11 protein-coding genes and 3 pseudogenes are annotated in these 16,245 nt (G+C 61.0%); all 14 read left to right on the top strand.

Features of this window, described 5'->3' with window-relative positions; genetic code table 11:
* Window positions 1–173: 173 nt before the first annotated feature.
* Window positions 174–860: pseudogene (locus AC515T_RS11500) on the top strand (cache domain-containing protein); the annotation flags it as partial.
* Window positions 861–983: 123 nt separating this feature from the next.
* Window positions 984–1,718 carry a methyl-accepting chemotaxis protein gene (locus AC515T_RS11505; RefSeq protein WP_496533113.1) on the top strand — a complete coding sequence of 245 codons (735 nt, stop codon included), beginning with the start codon at window positions 984–986 and terminating at the stop codon, window positions 1,716–1,718.
* A gap of 50 nt (window positions 1,719–1,768) precedes the next feature.
* Window positions 1,769–2,278: pseudogene (locus AC515T_RS11510) on the top strand (Tar ligand binding domain-containing protein); the annotation flags it as partial.
* A 285-nt stretch (window positions 2,279–2,563) separates the two neighbouring features.
* A pseudogene (locus AC515T_RS11515) lies at window positions 2,564–3,403 on the top strand (methyl-accepting chemotaxis protein); the annotation flags it as partial.
* 4 nt (window positions 3,404–3,407) lie between these two features.
* Entirely contained in the window at window positions 3,408–3,938 is a 531-nt protein-coding gene (locus tag AC515T_RS11520) for a chemotaxis protein CheW (RefSeq protein WP_496532563.1), read from the top strand.
* A gap of 210 nt (window positions 3,939–4,148) precedes the next feature.
* Window positions 4,149–5,702, top strand: a complete 1,554-nt coding sequence (locus AC515T_RS11525) for a methyl-accepting chemotaxis protein (protein WP_496533114.1) — start codon at window positions 4,149–4,151, stop codon at window positions 5,700–5,702.
* A gap of 246 nt (window positions 5,703–5,948) precedes the next feature.
* Window positions 5,949–7,493 carry a cellulose biosynthesis protein BcsE gene (bcsE, locus tag AC515T_RS11530; protein WP_496532564.1) on the top strand — a complete coding sequence of 515 codons (1,545 nt, stop codon included), beginning with the start codon at window positions 5,949–5,951 and terminating at the stop codon, window positions 7,491–7,493.
* On the top strand, window positions 7,490–7,684 hold the full coding sequence (gene bcsF, locus AC515T_RS11535; protein WP_496532565.1) for a cellulose biosynthesis protein BcsF: 195 nt from the start codon (window positions 7,490–7,492) through the stop codon (window positions 7,682–7,684). Before bcsE ends, bcsF begins: the two co-directional genes overlap by 4 nt.
* Window positions 7,677–9,296 (top strand): cellulose biosynthesis protein BcsG, encoded by a 1,620-nt coding sequence (gene bcsG, locus AC515T_RS11540; protein WP_496532566.1) that lies wholly within the window; start codon window positions 7,677–7,679, stop codon window positions 9,294–9,296. Before bcsF ends, bcsG begins: the two co-directional genes overlap by 8 nt.
* Window positions 9,293–9,517 carry a cellulose biosynthesis protein BcsR gene (bcsR, locus tag AC515T_RS11545; RefSeq protein WP_496532567.1) on the top strand — a complete coding sequence of 75 codons (225 nt, stop codon included), beginning with the start codon at window positions 9,293–9,295 and terminating at the stop codon, window positions 9,515–9,517. The genes bcsG and bcsR overlap by 4 nt, the downstream gene beginning before the upstream one ends.
* A complete protein-coding gene (gene bcsQ, locus AC515T_RS11550; RefSeq protein WP_496532568.1) occupies window positions 9,514–10,236 on the top strand; it encodes a cellulose biosynthesis protein BcsQ in 723 nt (240 codons plus the stop codon). Before bcsR ends, bcsQ begins: the two co-directional genes overlap by 4 nt.
* Complete coding sequence (gene bcsA, locus AC515T_RS11555; protein WP_496532569.1) at window positions 10,233–12,824, top strand: UDP-forming cellulose synthase catalytic subunit; 2,592 nt, start codon at window positions 10,233–10,235, stop codon at window positions 12,822–12,824. The genes bcsQ and bcsA overlap by 4 nt, the downstream gene beginning before the upstream one ends.
* Window positions 12,821–15,112 (top strand): cellulose biosynthesis cyclic di-GMP-binding regulatory protein BcsB, encoded by a 2,292-nt coding sequence (gene bcsB / locus AC515T_RS11560; RefSeq protein WP_496532570.1) that lies wholly within the window; start codon window positions 12,821–12,823, stop codon window positions 15,110–15,112. Before bcsA ends, bcsB begins: the two co-directional genes overlap by 4 nt.
* Window positions 15,112–16,227, top strand: coding sequence for a cellulose synthase complex periplasmic endoglucanase BcsZ (gene bcsZ / locus AC515T_RS11565; protein ID WP_496532571.1), 1,116 nt, complete (start codon window positions 15,112–15,114; stop codon window positions 16,225–16,227). The genes bcsB and bcsZ overlap by 1 nt, the downstream gene beginning before the upstream one ends.
* The last annotated feature ends 18 nt before the right edge of the window (window positions 16,228–16,245 follow it).

A 16,245-nucleotide genomic window follows, 5' to 3' on the forward strand; every position in this document is an offset into this window, starting at 1 on the left:
CCGATGACGAGCTGTGCGGCTTAAAGCGCGTCAGTGCCCTGAGATTAAAGAATTACCTTCACTTTATGAGCGTCGTCACTCAAATGAACAGTCTTCGTTACATGCCCATCAGTCGCCGGCTGTGGATCCTTCTCTCCGTTGCCATGATCATGCTCTTTTTGCTGGTCTTGACGATGTTGCGCCAGATCTACGCCGAGGAGTTCACCGCCAAGGAAGTCAGGGCCCGGCAAGTGGTTGAAGTCACTATGAACATCCTTGAGCACTACGGCCGTCTGGAAAAATCCGGTGCGCTGAGTCGCAAAGACGCACAGAAAAAGGCCATCGAGATGGTGAGTGAGGTGCGCTACGACGGTGATAACTATCTATGGATCACTGATCTTGAGCCTCGAATGCTGATGTATCCGGCTAATGCCGGCCTCAACGGCCAGGTCCTCTCCGGCTACAAAGATGCGGACGGCAAGTCCATATTCTTGGACATGGCGGCTATTGCCAAGAGCCAGGGCGGTGGCTTGGTGGGTTATCGCTGGCCCAAGCCGGGCACCAGCGAGCCGATGGCGAAGATCTCTTATGTTCAGCTGTTCCAGCCATGGGGCTGGGTGCTGGGCTCGGGCGCGTACACCGATGACGTGCAGGCCGCGTTCCGTGCTCAGATGTGGAAAGCTGGCGCTGTGCTCCTGGGCATTGGCCTGCTGCTGGGCGGCTTGATCATACTGATCAGCAAGAGCATTACCGGGCCATTGAACGACGCGGTGCGCGCGATGGCCGATATTGCCGACGGAGACGGCGACCTTACGCGTCAACTGGACGCTCGCGGTCAAGATGAGCTGGCCGCACTGGCCGGTCACTTCAACGGTTTCACTGGAAAACTGCGCGGCGTAATCGAGCAGTCGTTGCAAGCGGCCAATGCGCTGAATCAGGCGTCGGCTTCGCTCAATGCCATCGCCACCGAAAGCCAGGGGCACAGCGCCCAGCAGTCGCAACAGATGGAGCGGGTGGCGACGGCGATCGATGAGGTGACGTACGGCGTCCAGGATGTGGCGAAGAATGCTGAACAGGCCGCCGGGGAAGTGCGTGACGCCGACGAGCGAGCCCGGTTGGGGCAAAGCAGTATCGACAATTGTTCACGGCAGATCGAGCAGTTGTCTGTGACCATCGAGCAAGCAGTGGCGGTCATTCAGGCCCTTTCGCAGGAAAGCACCCAGATCGGAAGGGTGCTTGAAGTGATTCGCGCCATTGCCGAGCAAACCAACCTGCTGGCCCTCAACGCCGCCATCGAAGCGGCGAGGGCAGGGGAGCAGGGCCGAGGCTTTGCCGTGGTGGCGGACGAAGTGCGCATGCTGGCTCAGCGCACTCAGCTATCGACCACTGAGATCCAGGGCATGATCGAAACCTTGCAGCGTAACTCCGACGCCGCGGTCAAGGTGATCGACGAGAGCCGCCAGGGTTCGCAACTCACCATCGAGCAAGCCAACCTGGTCAGCCGCAGCCTGGATCAAATCGGCCAGTCCCTGCGTAACCTGACCGGGCTCAATGCCTCCATTGCCAGCGCGACCTCTCAACAATCCCAGGCGGTCGAAGACATCAACCGCAATGTCACCCAGGCCAGCGGCCTTGCTCAGGACAACTCTCTGGCCTGCGAACGAACCAGTGCCGCCAGCCAGAACCTGCGGCAATTGGCCGGCCAGTTGGATCGGTTGCTGGGCCAGTTTCGAGTTTGAACCGTAAATCCGAACCTTCTCAATGCAAGCCACTTTCTGGAGTTTCCTTCGTGAACAATTGGACCATCAAGCAAAGAATGACCGTCTTGCTTGCCTCGATCATCCTGGCCTTTGGGGGCTTGACGGTGTTTCTGCTGGGGCGTCAGGCCGCCGCCACGGCCGATATCCATAGTCTGTATGACAATGACTACCATGTAGCGTCAACCATTGGTCAGATTGACGGGCTGCTCACGCGCGTGGACATCAATATCCTGCGAATGATTGCCATTGGGAGTCCGAGCGCAATCGCCGAGTGGAAAGCCCAGAACACCGAGCACTTCAACAAGGTTGACCAGTTGCTGGGGGAGTTGAACACATTGGCTGACTCGACGACGGCGGCATCGGTCAATACCTTGGGTGAGGCCTATGGGCGTATGCGCAAGGGCATGGAGCACCAGGTTGAAGCCATCGAGGCCGGTGACATCAAGCGTGGCGGCGAAATCAACCTCAACGAGGTCAAGGACAATGCGGTGAAGGCCTTCAGTACGCTGTCCGAGCTCAAGAGCGCACAGGACCTGAGGGCCAAGAACAAGGTCGAGACACAGGAGGTGGCGGCATCGTTCGTCCGCACCCTTTCGATCATTACGGCCATTTTGGTTGCGTTATTTTCGCTCGGATTCGGGTTGCTGTTACTGCGTACCTTGCTCAAGCAGCTTGGCGGCGAGCCGGCCTATGTGGTGGAGGTGGTATCGAAGATTGCTGGCGGCGACATGACGGTGGAGGTTCAGACCCGGCCCGGTGATAGGGCCAGCTTGTTGTTCGCCGTCAAAACCATGGTGGGAAAACTCTCGCAAGTCATCGGTGAAGTGCGTGGTTCGGCCAATGCCCTGAGCAGCGCCTCGGAGGAAGTCTCCGCCACGGCCCAATCGATGAGTCAGGCCTCCAGCGAACAGGCCGCCAGTGTCGAGCAGACTTCAGCCTCGGTCGAGCAGATGTCCGCCTCCATCGAGCAAAATGCCGAGAACGCCCGGCTGACCGATGGCATGGCCGGCAACGCCACCAAGCAGGCTCGCGAAGGTGGCGAGGCGGTCAAGGACACTGTCAGCGCGATGAAGAGCATTGCCGACAAGATCGGCATCATCGACGACATCGCTTACCAGACCAACTTGCTGGCGCTCAACGCTGCCATCGAGGCCGCCCGAGCCGGCGAGCATGGTAAAGGCTTTGCGGTGGTCGCCGCCGAGGTGCGCAAGCTGGCCGAGCGCAGTCAGGTCGCTGCCCAGGAAATCGGCGAGGTGGCCAAGAATTCGGTGGCTCTGGCCGAGCGCGCCGGCAGCTTGCTTGACGAGATTGTCCCCGGCATCGTCAGGACCGGCGATCTGGTGCAGGAAATCGCCGTGGCTTGCGAAGAGCAATCCTCCGGTGTCGGCCAGATCAATACGGCGATGAACCAACTCAACCAGATCACCCAGCAGAACGCCTCGGCCTCCGAGGAGTTGGCCGCCACCGCCGAGCAAATGAGCGGTCAGGCTGACCAACTGCAGCAAGTGATCAGCTTCTTCACCCTCGCCCGCCATAGTGAAAGCGAGCGCAACGCAGAAGCCGGTGGGGCGAAGCCGACCCTATCCGTATTCTCCCCGGGCAAGGCGCTGGTTAACAGTCGCGACTCGGCCTTACCCGCCGGTTTCGTGCGCTTCCTGGAGTGATGCCATGAGCCGGTTGATCAAGGAGCATAGCCCCAACGGCGCGCCGCAACCCCGACAGTACCTGACCTTCACCCTCGCGGGTGAGCAGTTCGCCGTGGGCACGCTCAGCGTCAAGGAGATCATCGAATACGGCCGGCTCACCGGCGTACCGATGATGCCACCCAGCATTCGCGGGGTCATTAACCTGCGCGGGGCGGTAGTGCCGGTGATTGATCTGGGGGTGCGGTTCGGTGGTCGGCAGATGGAGATCGGACGGCGTACCTGCATCGTAATTCTCGAGGTGGACCAGGTCGACGAGCGCCAAGTGATCGGCATATTGGTCGACGCGGTGAATGAGGTGTTGGAGATCGACCCGGCGGCCATCGAGCCGCCACCGGCCTTCGGTGCGCATGTGCGCGCTGACTTCATTCATGGTATGGGCAAGGTCGGCGACCGTTTCATCATTCTGCTGGACATCGGCCATGTGCTCTCGGTGAATGAACTTGCCACGCTGGAGAAAGTGAGCGGGGCATCAGGATACGAGGCTGATAATTGAACTCCAAGGTTTCCTGGGAATTGCCCGTACTCTTTTTTTATCGCTGATAGCCGAGCGACCGATTCTCCAGCATGACCGGTAGGTGTCGCTTGAACTTAGAGAGCGCGAGGCTCTACGAGGAAAATTTAGATGAATAAACTGTTGGGTAATCTGAGCATCAATCTGAAGCTTGCACTGGGCTTCTCTTTGGTCTTGCTGCTGACGTTGATCATCGCCTTTGCCGGTTGGTCCGGGTTGGACACCTTGAGCGAGCGTGCAGACAAGCAAATGTCGATATCGGAAATCGAGAAGACCACCAAGGACCTGCGCATCGCGCGTCTGTTTTACACCCTGAATAATGGCGCTGGAGGTGCTGCGCCTGTACTCAGGCAATTGGACACTCTCGATCAGAATCTGCTGCGGGCTCGTGCATTGCATAAATCACCTCGGGATATCGAGGCGATAGGCGAAAGTATCAAGATTGCCGGCAATTATCGCGAGGCCTTCAACCAGTTCAGCCGTGCCCTCGAGGTTCGTGAGATCACTCGCAAGACGCTGGCCGGCGATGCCAATACCGCCGCAGTCGGACAGTTAAACGAGGCACAGCTTGCCGTTCAACAGGCACAGGAGACTCTGGACCGGGAAGTGGCTCGGTTGTTTGAATTATGTAAACAGATGTCAACCGAGCAGGTTGTGAAGCGCGACCAGGCCTCACAGCAAGCCAAGATGCTCCTCGGCGGTACCGCGGGAGCCGCTTTGCTGTTGGGTATGTTGGTCGCCCTGATCATCAGTCGCCAGATCACCCGTCCAATCCGCGCGACGCTCAATGCAGTCGAACGCATTACCGCCGGCGACCTCACGCATAATCTGGTGGTCACCCGCCGTGATGAACTGGGCGTGCTGCAACAAGGTATCCAACACATGGGCGAGACCCTGCGCAACCTGATCGGCGGTGTTCGCGACGGTGTGACGCAGATCGCCAGCGCGGCCGAAGAGCTGTCGGCCGTGACCGAGCAAACCAGTGTCGGGGTCAACCAACAGAAAATCGAGACCGATCAGGTCGCCGCCGCCATGCATGAAATGACCGCCACGGGGCAGGAAGTCGCGCGTAACGCCCAGCAGGCCTCGCAAGCGGCCGCAGCCGCCGACGACGAGGCGCGCGAAGGCGACAGGGTAGTCGCCCAGGTCATTGCACACATCGACAACCTGGCCACGGAAGTTGTCCGTTCCAGCGAAGCCGTGGCCGTGCTGCAGCAGGAGAGCAAAAAGATCGGCAGCGTGATGGACGTCATCAAAGCGGTGGCCGAGCAGACCAATCTGTTGGCGCTCAATGCCGCCATCGAGGCCGCTCGCGCCGGTGACGCGGGACGCGGTTTTGCCGTGGTGGCCGACGAGGTCCGTGGCCTGGCCCAGCGGACCCAGAGATCCACCGAAGAGATTGAAGACCTGGTTGCCGGCTTGCAGAGCGGAACCGAGCGGGTGGCCCTCGTGATGAAAAACAGTCGCAGCCTGACCGACAGCTGTGTCGATCTGACCCGAAATGCTGGTTTGTCACTGGCCAGCATCACTCGCACGGCGTCGGACATTCAATCGATGAACCAACGGATAGCGACCGCCGCCGAACAACAAAGCATCGTGGCCGACGAGATCAGCCGCAGCATCACGAGTGTGCGTGACGTTTGCGAACAAACTGCCGCTGCCAGCGACGAAACGGCGGCCTCAAGTGTCGAGTTGGCGCGACTGGGAAATCAATTGCAGATGATGGTCGGTCATTTCAAAGTCTGAAGGGGAAGTGTGGAGTAGGGGGAGCCCTACAAGCGTAATCCCTTTGCCTAGTTAAAATCAGGCGCACCTGATAGTCCCCGCGCCTTATCCCCGGCATCATCGCCACTGTTTTGATATCGCCGCTTCCGAAGCTGAACGGTGATCGTATTTGTCGCTGCGTTGCTCTGACCGATTGCCTGATGTTGATCCATGGCATTCGGAATGCACCGTCATGCGTTCATCACTTATAAGGGGAGAGGCGTACACTTGAGTCAGGTTTCCTTGGCAATCCGGGATCTGCCGGATGAGCAGTTGTTGATGCGTCAAGGAGGACTCTATTGGGTGGCTGTCGACCGTACCCGTGATGTCGAAGCGTTGGCGCTCCAGAGCCTGGCCGCCTTGCCCGAGCGGCACCGGGCGAGTCTGGTGTGGTGTGGCCACCACCCCGAGCAAATGATAAGCGCCTTGGGCGAGCGGACCGGGCTGGTCGATCTGCGGGTTTTTGAAGTGTCAAAGGCCTCCATCCGCGCGGCGCTCAAGTCGCTGCCCGGCGAGTTGAAGCGCGCTGCAACGGTGCCGGGCAGCCTGGTGTTGTTGATGCTGCCGGCCGGCGGCTGGCAGGCCTTTGATGCGGTGCAGCTGCGGCAATGGTGCAGCACGGTGAGGCGCTGGTTGCGCGAACAACGTTGCACGCTCTTGGTGCTGTGCCATGGTGAGGCCCCCGACCTGCATGCCGAGCTGATTCGTCTCAATGAGCATCTGTCCGGTCTTGCGCAGTTGTATCGGCGAGACGGCGTTATCCACTATCAGTCGCACTTTTGGCACAACGAGCGAGGTGTCTGTGGTGCCCAGGCATTCGAACTCGATCTGCAAGCCGCGGGTTTCAGCTTGGCTCGGGCCGAACAGGCTGTGGCGATACCGACACGTACCGATGATCAGCGCATCTATCTTGCCCAGCGCGTCGTGCTGGAAGGTGCTACGGCACTGTCGGAACACTGGCGTGTATTCGAACGGCGTATCGACCTGTTGGAGCAGGCGGCCCAGGCCCGTGCCGCGAGCGTTGTCGTGGCGGTCGACAGTGACCAGCAGGTGGAGGTGCTGGCGCGGGAACTGTATGAATTGCGCGAACGCTGCGGTACGGCGTTGAAAATCATTGTCCGGGAAATGGAGCCTTGCCTGCGCTATCGCGACGAACGTCTGTTGATGTCGTGTGGGGCGAATATCATCGTGCCTTTCGGCATCGCGTTATCCCGATTCTTCAGTCTGGTCGACAGCGTACAGGGGCAGGTTTGGAGGCGCGGTCGCTTGAGCGGTGACCTGGAATCGCTCATCGAACGCCTGCGCGCGCCGAAGGTACGAGGCCTGTTGGCGCCCCGGGAGTTTTTGCCGGCATTGGAGCAGATTTATGGCGGTGCCGCCGGTGAGGTCGAGCACCAATTGTTGCGGCTGCACCCGCGCCCCGCGTTGACGATGGAGCATTGTCTGCACCAGATCAGCCTGCGCCGGTTCGGCGACGTCGCCACCGTGGTGGATGGGGTTTTCTATCTGTTTCTGTTCGCTTGTCGTAGCGATGGCCTGGAAGCGGCGCTGGGTAACATCTGTCGCCTGTCGTGGCGCAGCCTGTTCAGCGATTGCCAGGCTCTAGCCGAGTTCGATGACTTGCCGTATGAGGCATTCAGCAATGCAGCCAGCCTGCCGCAGACGTTGCGCCTGCCCCCGGATCGCACCGACACGGCCCTGCGCACGCAAGCGTTGTTGGGCGCCTACACACCGCAGCGAATCACGCTGGCCCTCGCGGATGCCTGTGAATGAATCTTTTTGAGTTACTCCAAGTGATTGCCGTGAGCAGTCTGTTGACGCTGGCGTGTGTGTGGCTGTCGCGCAGCGTTTGGCGTCAGGGGCAAGCATTGCTTCAGTCCTTGCTGGCACCCCGCTATCTGAAATCCCGTCCCTTGCCTCGACGCACTTGCACCCCAGTGGTCCCGGAGGCGCCCCATGAGTAAGTTCGAACCGGAGATTGCCGCGAGCACCGCCCGGGTCTGGCCCGGCCTGGGGCACTGGAACCTGTATTTCATCCTCAAGTTCGCATTGCAGTGGGGCGGTTATCTGAACATCCAGGTATTGCCCAACCTGTTGTTCGTGGCTTTTTTGCTGGTCCCCCTGCGCAAGCATTCCATTATTGTCATCCGTCGGTGGGTCGCTGTGCCGGTGGCCATGGCGCTGTTCTATCGAGACACCTGGCTGCCACCTCTGGATGAATGGGTCCAATGGTCTTCGGTGATGGACCTGTCTTTAGGCCATTTTTTCAGGATGGCGGGGAATCTGGTCGACTGGAGCCTCTGTGGTTGGCTGCTGGTGTTGGTGATGGCGTACCAGTTCGTCCAGCCCTGGCTGCGCATGACCACGCTGAGCCTGGCCGGCCTGGCGTGGTTGAGTGTCACCCATCCGTCGGTATTGCCGTCAACGCACGGAACGAGTTCGGCCCGCGTCCTGGCCCCGTCAGACAAGACGGCCCCCTCCAGTGAGGCTGTCGACGTTTATCTGAAGCAGTTTTACGACTCGGAGGCCGATCGGCGAGTCTCGTTCTTGCCTGCGACGGCTGCCGCTCAGCCTTTTGACTTGTTGCTGATCAACATCGATTCCATGTCCTGGGACGATCTGGATGCCGTCGGTTTGCGCGACCACCCGCTACTGCGGCAGATGGATGTGCTCTTTGATCAATTCAACTCGGCCGCTTCCGACCAGGTCCCGGCGGCGCTTCGGCTGCTGCGTGCCGGGTGTGGGCAGCCAGCTCGCCGTGACTTGTTCGTTCCGGCGCCAGAGTCTTGCCTGCTGTTCGATGAACTGGGCAAGCAAGGTTTCGTCGGCCAGACGCTGCTCAACCACACGGGGCGTTTCGCGGGCTTTCTGAATGCCGTGCAAACCTTGGGTTCGCTGCCGGAGCCGGAAATGAATACCGGCGATTGGCAGCCGATGCTGTCAGGGCCGGACGGCTCGCCTGTGTGGCGTGATCGCGAGGTGCTGGGCGACTGGTGGAAACACCGTCAAACGCAGCCTCAGGCGCGGGTGGCGCTGTTCTATAACACCCTGACTTTGCACGATGGCAATCATGTCATGGCGGCCGATGGCAACATCCGGCGTGCCGACTACAAGGCACGGGCCCAGGTCCTGCTGGATGACCTGAGCGGGTTTATCGAGCAACTGGAGCTCAGTGGTCGCCGAGTGGTCGTGGTGATGGTGGCTGGTCACGGCGCGGCCCTGCGCGGAGATCGCATGCAGTTCCCCGGCATGCACGAGATACCCAGCCCATCCATCACCCAGGTACCGGTCGGCATCAAGTTGATCGGCATGGGGCGCAATCCTCGTTCCATGCCATTGCACGTCAGCGAACCGAGTAGCTACCTGGCCGTGGCCCAGCTCATTGACCGGTTGTATGGCACGCCATCACCAGTAGGGGGCGAGCAGCCTGACTGGCAACCGCTGCTGGCAGGCCTGGCTCAGGCCCGGCTGGTTTCCGAAAGCGAAGGCAGCATCGTCCTCGATTACGCCGCAACACCCTATGTACGGATTACGGAGAACGACCCATGGCTGCCTTACCGTCCGGTGTCCCAATGAGCGCCAGACTGATGTCGCGCACCGAGCGGGCCGATGACATCGCGCGATTGAAGGTGGAGCTGCAATTGCCCGCCCTGAAGTACGTCGACGTGTCGCTCCAGAGGGAACTGCGCCACGCGTTGGAGCGCTGGCCCTTGTTCGCCGAGCTGGAACAGGCGCAGCACGCGCCGGGCACGCGGGTCTCGTTGGTGCGTCGCGATGAACCGCAGGTGACCGCATGACTTCGTTGGGGTTGTACGGGATACGTGGTGGCACCGGCAGCAGTTCGTTGCTGGCGGCGCTCGGTTATGCCCTGCACACCCTGGAGCAGCGCGTACTGCTGGTGGACATGTGCCCGGAGAATCTGCTGCGCCTGCACTTCAACCTCGCCGTCACGCAAACCGGTGGATGGGCCCGGGCCTTGCTCGATGGTCAGGGCTGGACTGACCAGGTGTGGAGTCTTGCGCCGAATTTGAGTGTGCTGCCCCATGGCCGTCTCATCGGGACCGACCGGGCGCGTCTGGCGCAAGCGTTGGACCACCGGCCCGGACTTTGGGACCGGCGCATGAGCGCTTTGGCAGAGCATTTCGACTGGATCCTGTTCGATCTGCCGCGACGTTTGCCTGGGCAGAACGACGTTACGTCGTGCCAGTTGCAGATCCAGATCATTGAAGCCGATGCCGCGTGTCATGTGTTGCTGCAACAGCAGGAGGAGAGGGCGGACAACTTGTTGCTCAATCGTTTCGATCCGGCCAGCCAGATTCAACGCGATCTCGCGTTGATCTGGCGTCAACACTACGATGCGCGGCTGTTGCCAATAACGGTGCACAGCGATGAAGCGATGCGCGAAGCGCTGGCCAGCAAGCAGCCGGTGGGACGCTATGCGCCGGACAGCCTGGTGGCCCAGGACGTACTGAGCCTGGCGATCTGGTGCCAGGCGCACCAAGGTGAGCTGAGGTGATCGCTCGTTGGTTCCCCTATGGGCAATTGCGCGCTGAACATGATTGTCCGCCGCCGGTTGCGCTGTTGTTGGCTCTGTGGAGTCTCTTGGCCTGGACGGTACTGCGTCTGGAATCACCCGCCTGGCGACAGTTGCTGGAGCATCGCAAACGCTGGTATCCGCAGTTGGCCGACAAGACGCCGAGCATCGGCGATCCGTTGCGTTATGCCCTGCAGAGCCTCTGGTTACTGTTGGTACACCCCGTCGCGCCAGAGCGGCGTTCAAGGGCTTACCCATGGTGGTCGCGAGCCTCGGCGTTCCATCGAGCGTGGTGGGAGCGGCTGACCCAAACGCTTGAGCAACAAACCCGGCGTATTCGTGACCACTCACGCATCACTCAAGGCGTCCATTGGTGGAAAGGCCTGGAGCGGCACCGCCAATGGCTGCTCGGTGGTTTTCTATTCATCCAATTGATTTTGCTGACACTGTTGTGCATCACCGAGCCGTTCGGTTACGTGGAACAACTGGTCTTCGGGCTTTTGCTCTGGGGCTTGGCCCTGCTGGTGCGGGGCATTCCCGGACGGTTCGCGACGTTGCTGATGGTGGTGCTGTCCGTCATCGTTTCCTGCCGTTACCTGTGGTGGCGCTACACCTCGACGTTGAATTGGGATCAACCGCTGGACCTGGCCTGCGGCCTGGGATTGCTGGCGGCGGAAACCTATTCCTGGATCGTGCTGATCTTCGGTTACATCCAGACCTGCTGGCCGCTGAACCGCGAACCGGCGCAGTTGCCGGACGACACGCGTCGTTGGCCGACGGTCGATCTGTTGATTCCGACCTATAACGAGGACCTTTCGGTGGTGCGGGGCACGGTTTATGCGGCTCTGGGCATTGATTGGCCGGAGGACAAGCTACGGATCTATCTGCTCGACGATGGCAAGCGCGAAACCTTCCGCCAGTTCGCCGCCGAGGTCGGGGTCGGCTACATCATTCGTCCGGACAATCGCCACGCCAAGGCCGGCAATCTCAACCATGCCTTGGGCCGCATCGACGGCGAGCTGGTTGCGATATTCGATTGTGACCACATGCCGGTGCGCTCCTTCCTGCAACTGACGGTGGGCTGGTTCCTGCGCGATCCGAAATTGGCGCTGGTGCAGACGCCTCACCACTTTTTGTCGGCCGACCCCTTCGAACGCAACCTTGCGGTATTTCGCAACCGGCCGAACGAAGGCGAGCTGTTCTATGGCTTGATCCAGGACGGCAATGACATGTGGAACGCGGCGTTCTTCTGCGGTTCCTGCGCCGTCCTGCGGCGTTCGGCGCTGGATGAGATCGGCGGGTTCGCGGTGGAGACCGTCACTGAGGATGCCCATACCGCGTTGCGGCTGCACCGCCGGGGGTGGAATTCGGCCTACGTGCGCATTCCCCAGGCCGCCGGCCTGGCAACGGAAAGCCTGTCCGCCCACATCGGCCAGCGCATTCGCTGGGCCCGGGGCATGGCGCAGATTTTCCGTACCGACAACCCGCTGTTGGGCAAGGGCCTGACGTTCTTCCAGCGGATCTGCTATGCGAATGCGATGATGCACTTTCTCGCTGGCTTGCCGCGGTTGATATTCCTGAGCGCGCCCCTGGCTTTCCTGCTGCTGCATGCCTACATCATCTATGCCCCGGCAATGATGATCCTGCTGTATGTATTGCCGCCGATGATTCATGCCAGCCTGACCAATTCGCGGATGCAGGGGCGCTTTCGACAGACGTTCTGGGGCGAGGTCTACGAGACCGTCCTGGCCTGGTACATCGCCCGCCCGACCACGGTGGCGTTGTTCAGCCCGAACAAGGGCTCCTTCAATGTCACCTCTAAGGGCGGGCTGATGGAGCACAACCGATTCGACTGGAAAATCGCCCGGCCCTACCTGGTCCTGGCGGGGCTGAACATCATCGGATTGGGTTTTGCCTGCTGGCGTTTGACCACTGGGCCGGCCAATGAAATCGGTACGGTGCTGGTGAGTTCGCTGTGGGTCATCTACAACCTGCTGATCCTCGGCGCCGCGGTGGCGGTGGCCGCCGAGGTTCGCCAGGTGCGCCAGACGCATCGAGTGCAGACGCGGTTGCCTGTGGCGGTGCGCCTGGACAGTGGCCACTCGTACCCTGGCATGCTGGTGGACTATTCCGATGGCGGTGTCGGCGTGGAAATCGATGTGCCGCTGGCGCTGCCGGTCGGTGGTCGCATTTGGTTGTTGATGCAGCGTGACAAGCGGGAATTCATGTTCCCCGGCCTGGTCAGCCGTAGCCATAAGCAATTTGTCGGTATCAACTTCGCCCATCTGTCCACCCGGCAGAAAATCGATTTCGTGCAGTGCACCTTCGCTCGCGCCGATGCCTGGTTGAACTGGGGCGATAACTATGTGCCGGACAGGCCCCTGCACAGCCTGATCGATATCTTCAAGCTCGGTACCAAGGGTTATTTCCAGCTTTATCAATTCCTGCCGTTGTGGGTCCGCCGTGTGGCCGGTCCGCCGTTACGGCTGGTGGGATGGCTGTTGAGTTACCTGCCACGGATGCCGGCTTCATTTTTCTCGTCTACCTCTCGTTCTGTGAGCCCATCATGAGTCGCTATTCGCGTAGATCCCTGTTCGTCGGCCTGGCGCTCCTGGCCTCTGCTGGTGTCCAGGCCCAAGGCCTGGTAACGCCTTCCGTGGGCGCGCCATCGCTTGAACCGGTCCCCAGCTGGAGCAATACCTATAGCTTCAGTCAGTTGGGCCAGCCCGGCGACAATCTGCTGCTGGGCATCCATGACAGTGAGCAGATCGAGTTCTCGTTACGCCGCGACCGTATCGCCAGCGATGCCAGCTTGCGGCTGGAATACACTCCGTCGCCGGCATTGCTGCCGGTGCTGTCCCATCTGCGGGTCTATCTCAATGACGTGCTCGTCAGCACACTGCCCATCGAGAAAGACCAACTCGGGCGCAAGACCTTCCGCGAAGTGCCGCTCGACCCATTGTTGATCACCGATTTCAACCGGGTACGCCTGGAGTTCATCGGCCATTACACGGACATTTGCGAAGACCCGGCCAACAATGCGCTCTGGGTCAATATCGGGCGCCGCAGCGAGATCGAACTGCATGAACAGGCGTTGTCGCTGAAAAATGATCTGGCGTATTTCCCCCTGCCGTTTTTCGACGCACGGGGCCAGGAAAAACCGACGTTGAGCATGGTGTTCGCAGCGGCGCCGACATTGGGCGAGCAACGCGCGGCGGGCGTCCTGGCGTCTTACTTCGGCAGCCGGGCCGGCTGGCGAGGCATGCGTTTGCCGGTGCTGTTCGACCAGTTGCCACAGGCCGACGACGGTAGTGCGACCACGCCGGCCATCGTCTTTGCGACCAACGACCACCGTCCGTCATTCCTGGCTGACCTGGAGCGTTTTCCAAAGGTGCAAGCCCCGGTGCTGCAGATCATCGAGAACCCTCGCGCGCCGCACAGCAAAGTGTTGCTGGTGTTCGGTCGAAATGATGAGGATCTGCTCGTTGCAACGCGGGCGCTGGCCCTTGGCGGGGACTTGTTGCGCGGTTCGCGGGTGACGGTGGACAAGGTGCAGCAACTGCAACCGAGGCAACCCTACGACGCACCCAATTGGATTCGCACCGACCGTCCGGTTCGATTTGCCGAGCTGATCAGCTACCCTGGGCAATTGCAGGCGAGCGGTCTGCGGCCGGCGCCGATCAGCGTCGACTTGAACCTGCCGCCGGACCTGTTTGTCTGGCGCAGCCAGGGCATCCCCCTCAAGCTCAATTATCGCTACACCCCAAGCGTCGTCACGGATGAATCACGGCTGAACATCAGTCTCAACGATCAATTCATTAGCAGTTTTCCTTTGCCCGCCAATGACAGTTCGAAGCTGCAAGGGCTGAGGCTGGCGGTGCTGTCCAGTGATCCGGCCAACCCCACCGAGAAGGTGTTCGTGCCTGCGTTGAAAGTCGGCGAGCGCAACACGCTGCGTTTTGACTTCAACTTCGCCAGCACGATCGGCAGTGCCCAACGCGATCATTGCCAGACGAGCTTGCCGGCCAGTAATCAGTCGACGATCGATGAAAACTCGACGCTGGATTTGTCCGGCTATCACCATTTCATCGCCATGCCGGACCTGAAGGCTTTTGCTCGCAGCGGGTTTCCGTTCAATCGCATGGCCGACCTGTCGCAAACCCTGGTCATGGTGCCGACCCAGGGCAACGCCGTACAGATCAGCACCTTGCTTGAAACCCTGGCAACCATCGGCGCGCGTTCCGGCGCGCCGGCGCTGGGCCTGCAGTTGTCCGATGATTGGAGCGTGGCGGCCCGCACGGACGCCGATCTGCTGGTGATGGGAGGGCTGGGCGCGGGCGTTGGCGACAGCGCGAATGCGAACCTGATGCTCAATCAACTCAATGATTGGTTGCTGGAGCCTTCCAACCAGATGCCGAGCGGATCGTCGGCGCGCGCCGGGCAGCTCAATGACATCAGGGAGCAAGCGGCCCATCGAGTCGAGGTGTCGGCCCAGGCGCCGATTGCCGCATTCGTCGGCCTCAAGTCGCCGTTCCATGAGCAGCGCAGCATCGTTGCGCTGCTTGCCCACGACGATGCCGATTACCAATTGCTGCGCGATACGCTCGCCGACGGCGCGAAGATGGACGCCGTGGCGGGTTCGGTAGCGCTGCTACGCAGCAGTGGCGTGGAGAGCAGCCAGGTCGGCGAGCAGTACTTCGTCGGGCATCTGCCGTGGTGGCTGTTGCTTTGGTTCCACCTCTCCGAACACCCGGTGCTGTTGGCGATGACGGTGGTGCTGATCGTGCTGCTCATTGCATTCATGTTGTGGCGCTCGCTCAGTTGGATCGCCCGGCGGCGCCTGGCGGGCCGGGAGTGATGGGCGTGAGAGGACTCCTGGTGTTGATGTTGACCTTGAGCGTGATGGCCCCGGTCAAGGCGGCGCAGTGCGGTTGGCCAGCCTGGGACGGTTATCGGCAGGCGTTGATGAGCCCGGAGGGGCGGGTGATCGATGCGTCCACCGATCAGCGGATCACCACATCGGAAGGGCAGAGCTATGGTCTGTTCTTCGCTTTGGTGGCCAATGACCGGGCGAATTTCGAGCGGTTGTTGCGCTGGACCCAGGACAATCTGGCCGACGGCGACTTGTCCCGGCGATTGCCGGCCTGGCAATGGGGCCGTGACAAGGAGGGACAGTGGAAGGTGCTGGACCCCAACAACGCCAGCGATGCCGACTTGTGGATCGCCTACAGCTTGTTGGAAGCCGGTCGGCTGTGGCGACGTCCCGACTATGAAAAGCTGGGGCTCAATATGCTCTGGCTCAGCGCGGCGCAGAGCATGCGTAAAGTGCCGGGGCTGGGGCTGATGTTGCTGCCGGGTGGGCAGGGTTTCGAGAGTGCCGACAGTTGGCGCCTGAACCCCAGTTACCTGCCGCCGCAATTGCTGGCGCGCTTTGCCCAAGTGGCACCGATCTGGGCCGAGCTTGCCGAGAGTTCGCAACGGTTGCTGATCGAGGGCTCCCCACGGGGCCTGGCGCCCGACTGGTTGTCGTGGCGAGCGGGGCAGGGGTGGACGGTCGATAGCGTGACGGGCCCCAAGGGCAGCTACGACGCCATCCGGGTCTACCTGTGGCTCGGCATGCTGGCCGAGCAAGCATCGGGCCGGCGGGAATTGCTCGAGCATTTCCAACCCCTGCCGACGATGATCAAGCGCTTGGGGGCTGTGCCGGAAATACTCGATACCCGCGCCGGCACCGATACCGGCACGGGCCCCGTGGGTTTCTCCGCGGCCATGCTGCCGATGCTGGCCGGCACACCTGATGGCGGCGAAAGCTTGAAGATCCAACGTGAACGGCTGCGTCAGGAGCCGCCCGCGCCCGACGCCTATTACAACCAGTCCCTGGTCTTGTTCGGACAAGGCTGGGACGAGCGGCGCTATCGTTTCGACAAGCAAGGGCGGCTGCTGCCGAACTGGGCGGGCGCATGCAAAAAGTAACGAGGTGGGCGCTGTTGT

The organism is Pseudomonas sp. FSO-7, from assembly GCF_059579345.1.

What these genes read in the sequence shown, in the direction of transcription:
- AC515T_RS11505 (WP_496533113.1), top strand. Translation starts at nt 984, where the DNA reads ATGGAGCGGGTGGCGACGGCGATCGATGAGGTGACGTACGGCGTCCAG.
- AC515T_RS11520 (WP_496532563.1), top strand. Translation starts at nt 3,408, where the DNA reads ATGAGCCGGTTGATCAAGGAGCATAGCCCCAACGGCGCGCCGCAACCC.
- bcsF (WP_496532565.1), top strand. Translation starts at nt 7,490, where the DNA reads ATGAATCTTTTTGAGTTACTCCAAGTGATTGCCGTGAGCAGTCTGTTG.
- bcsG (WP_496532566.1), top strand. Translation starts at nt 7,677, where the DNA reads ATGAGTAAGTTCGAACCGGAGATTGCCGCGAGCACCGCCCGGGTCTGG.
- bcsR (WP_496532567.1), top strand. Translation starts at nt 9,293, where the DNA reads ATGAGCGCCAGACTGATGTCGCGCACCGAGCGGGCCGATGACATCGCG.
- bcsQ (WP_496532568.1), top strand. Translation starts at nt 9,514, where the DNA reads ATGACTTCGTTGGGGTTGTACGGGATACGTGGTGGCACCGGCAGCAGT.
- bcsB (WP_496532570.1), top strand. Translation starts at nt 12,821, where the DNA reads ATGAGTCGCTATTCGCGTAGATCCCTGTTCGTCGGCCTGGCGCTCCTG.
- bcsZ (WP_496532571.1), top strand. Translation starts at nt 15,112, where the DNA reads ATGGGCGTGAGAGGACTCCTGGTGTTGATGTTGACCTTGAGCGTGATG.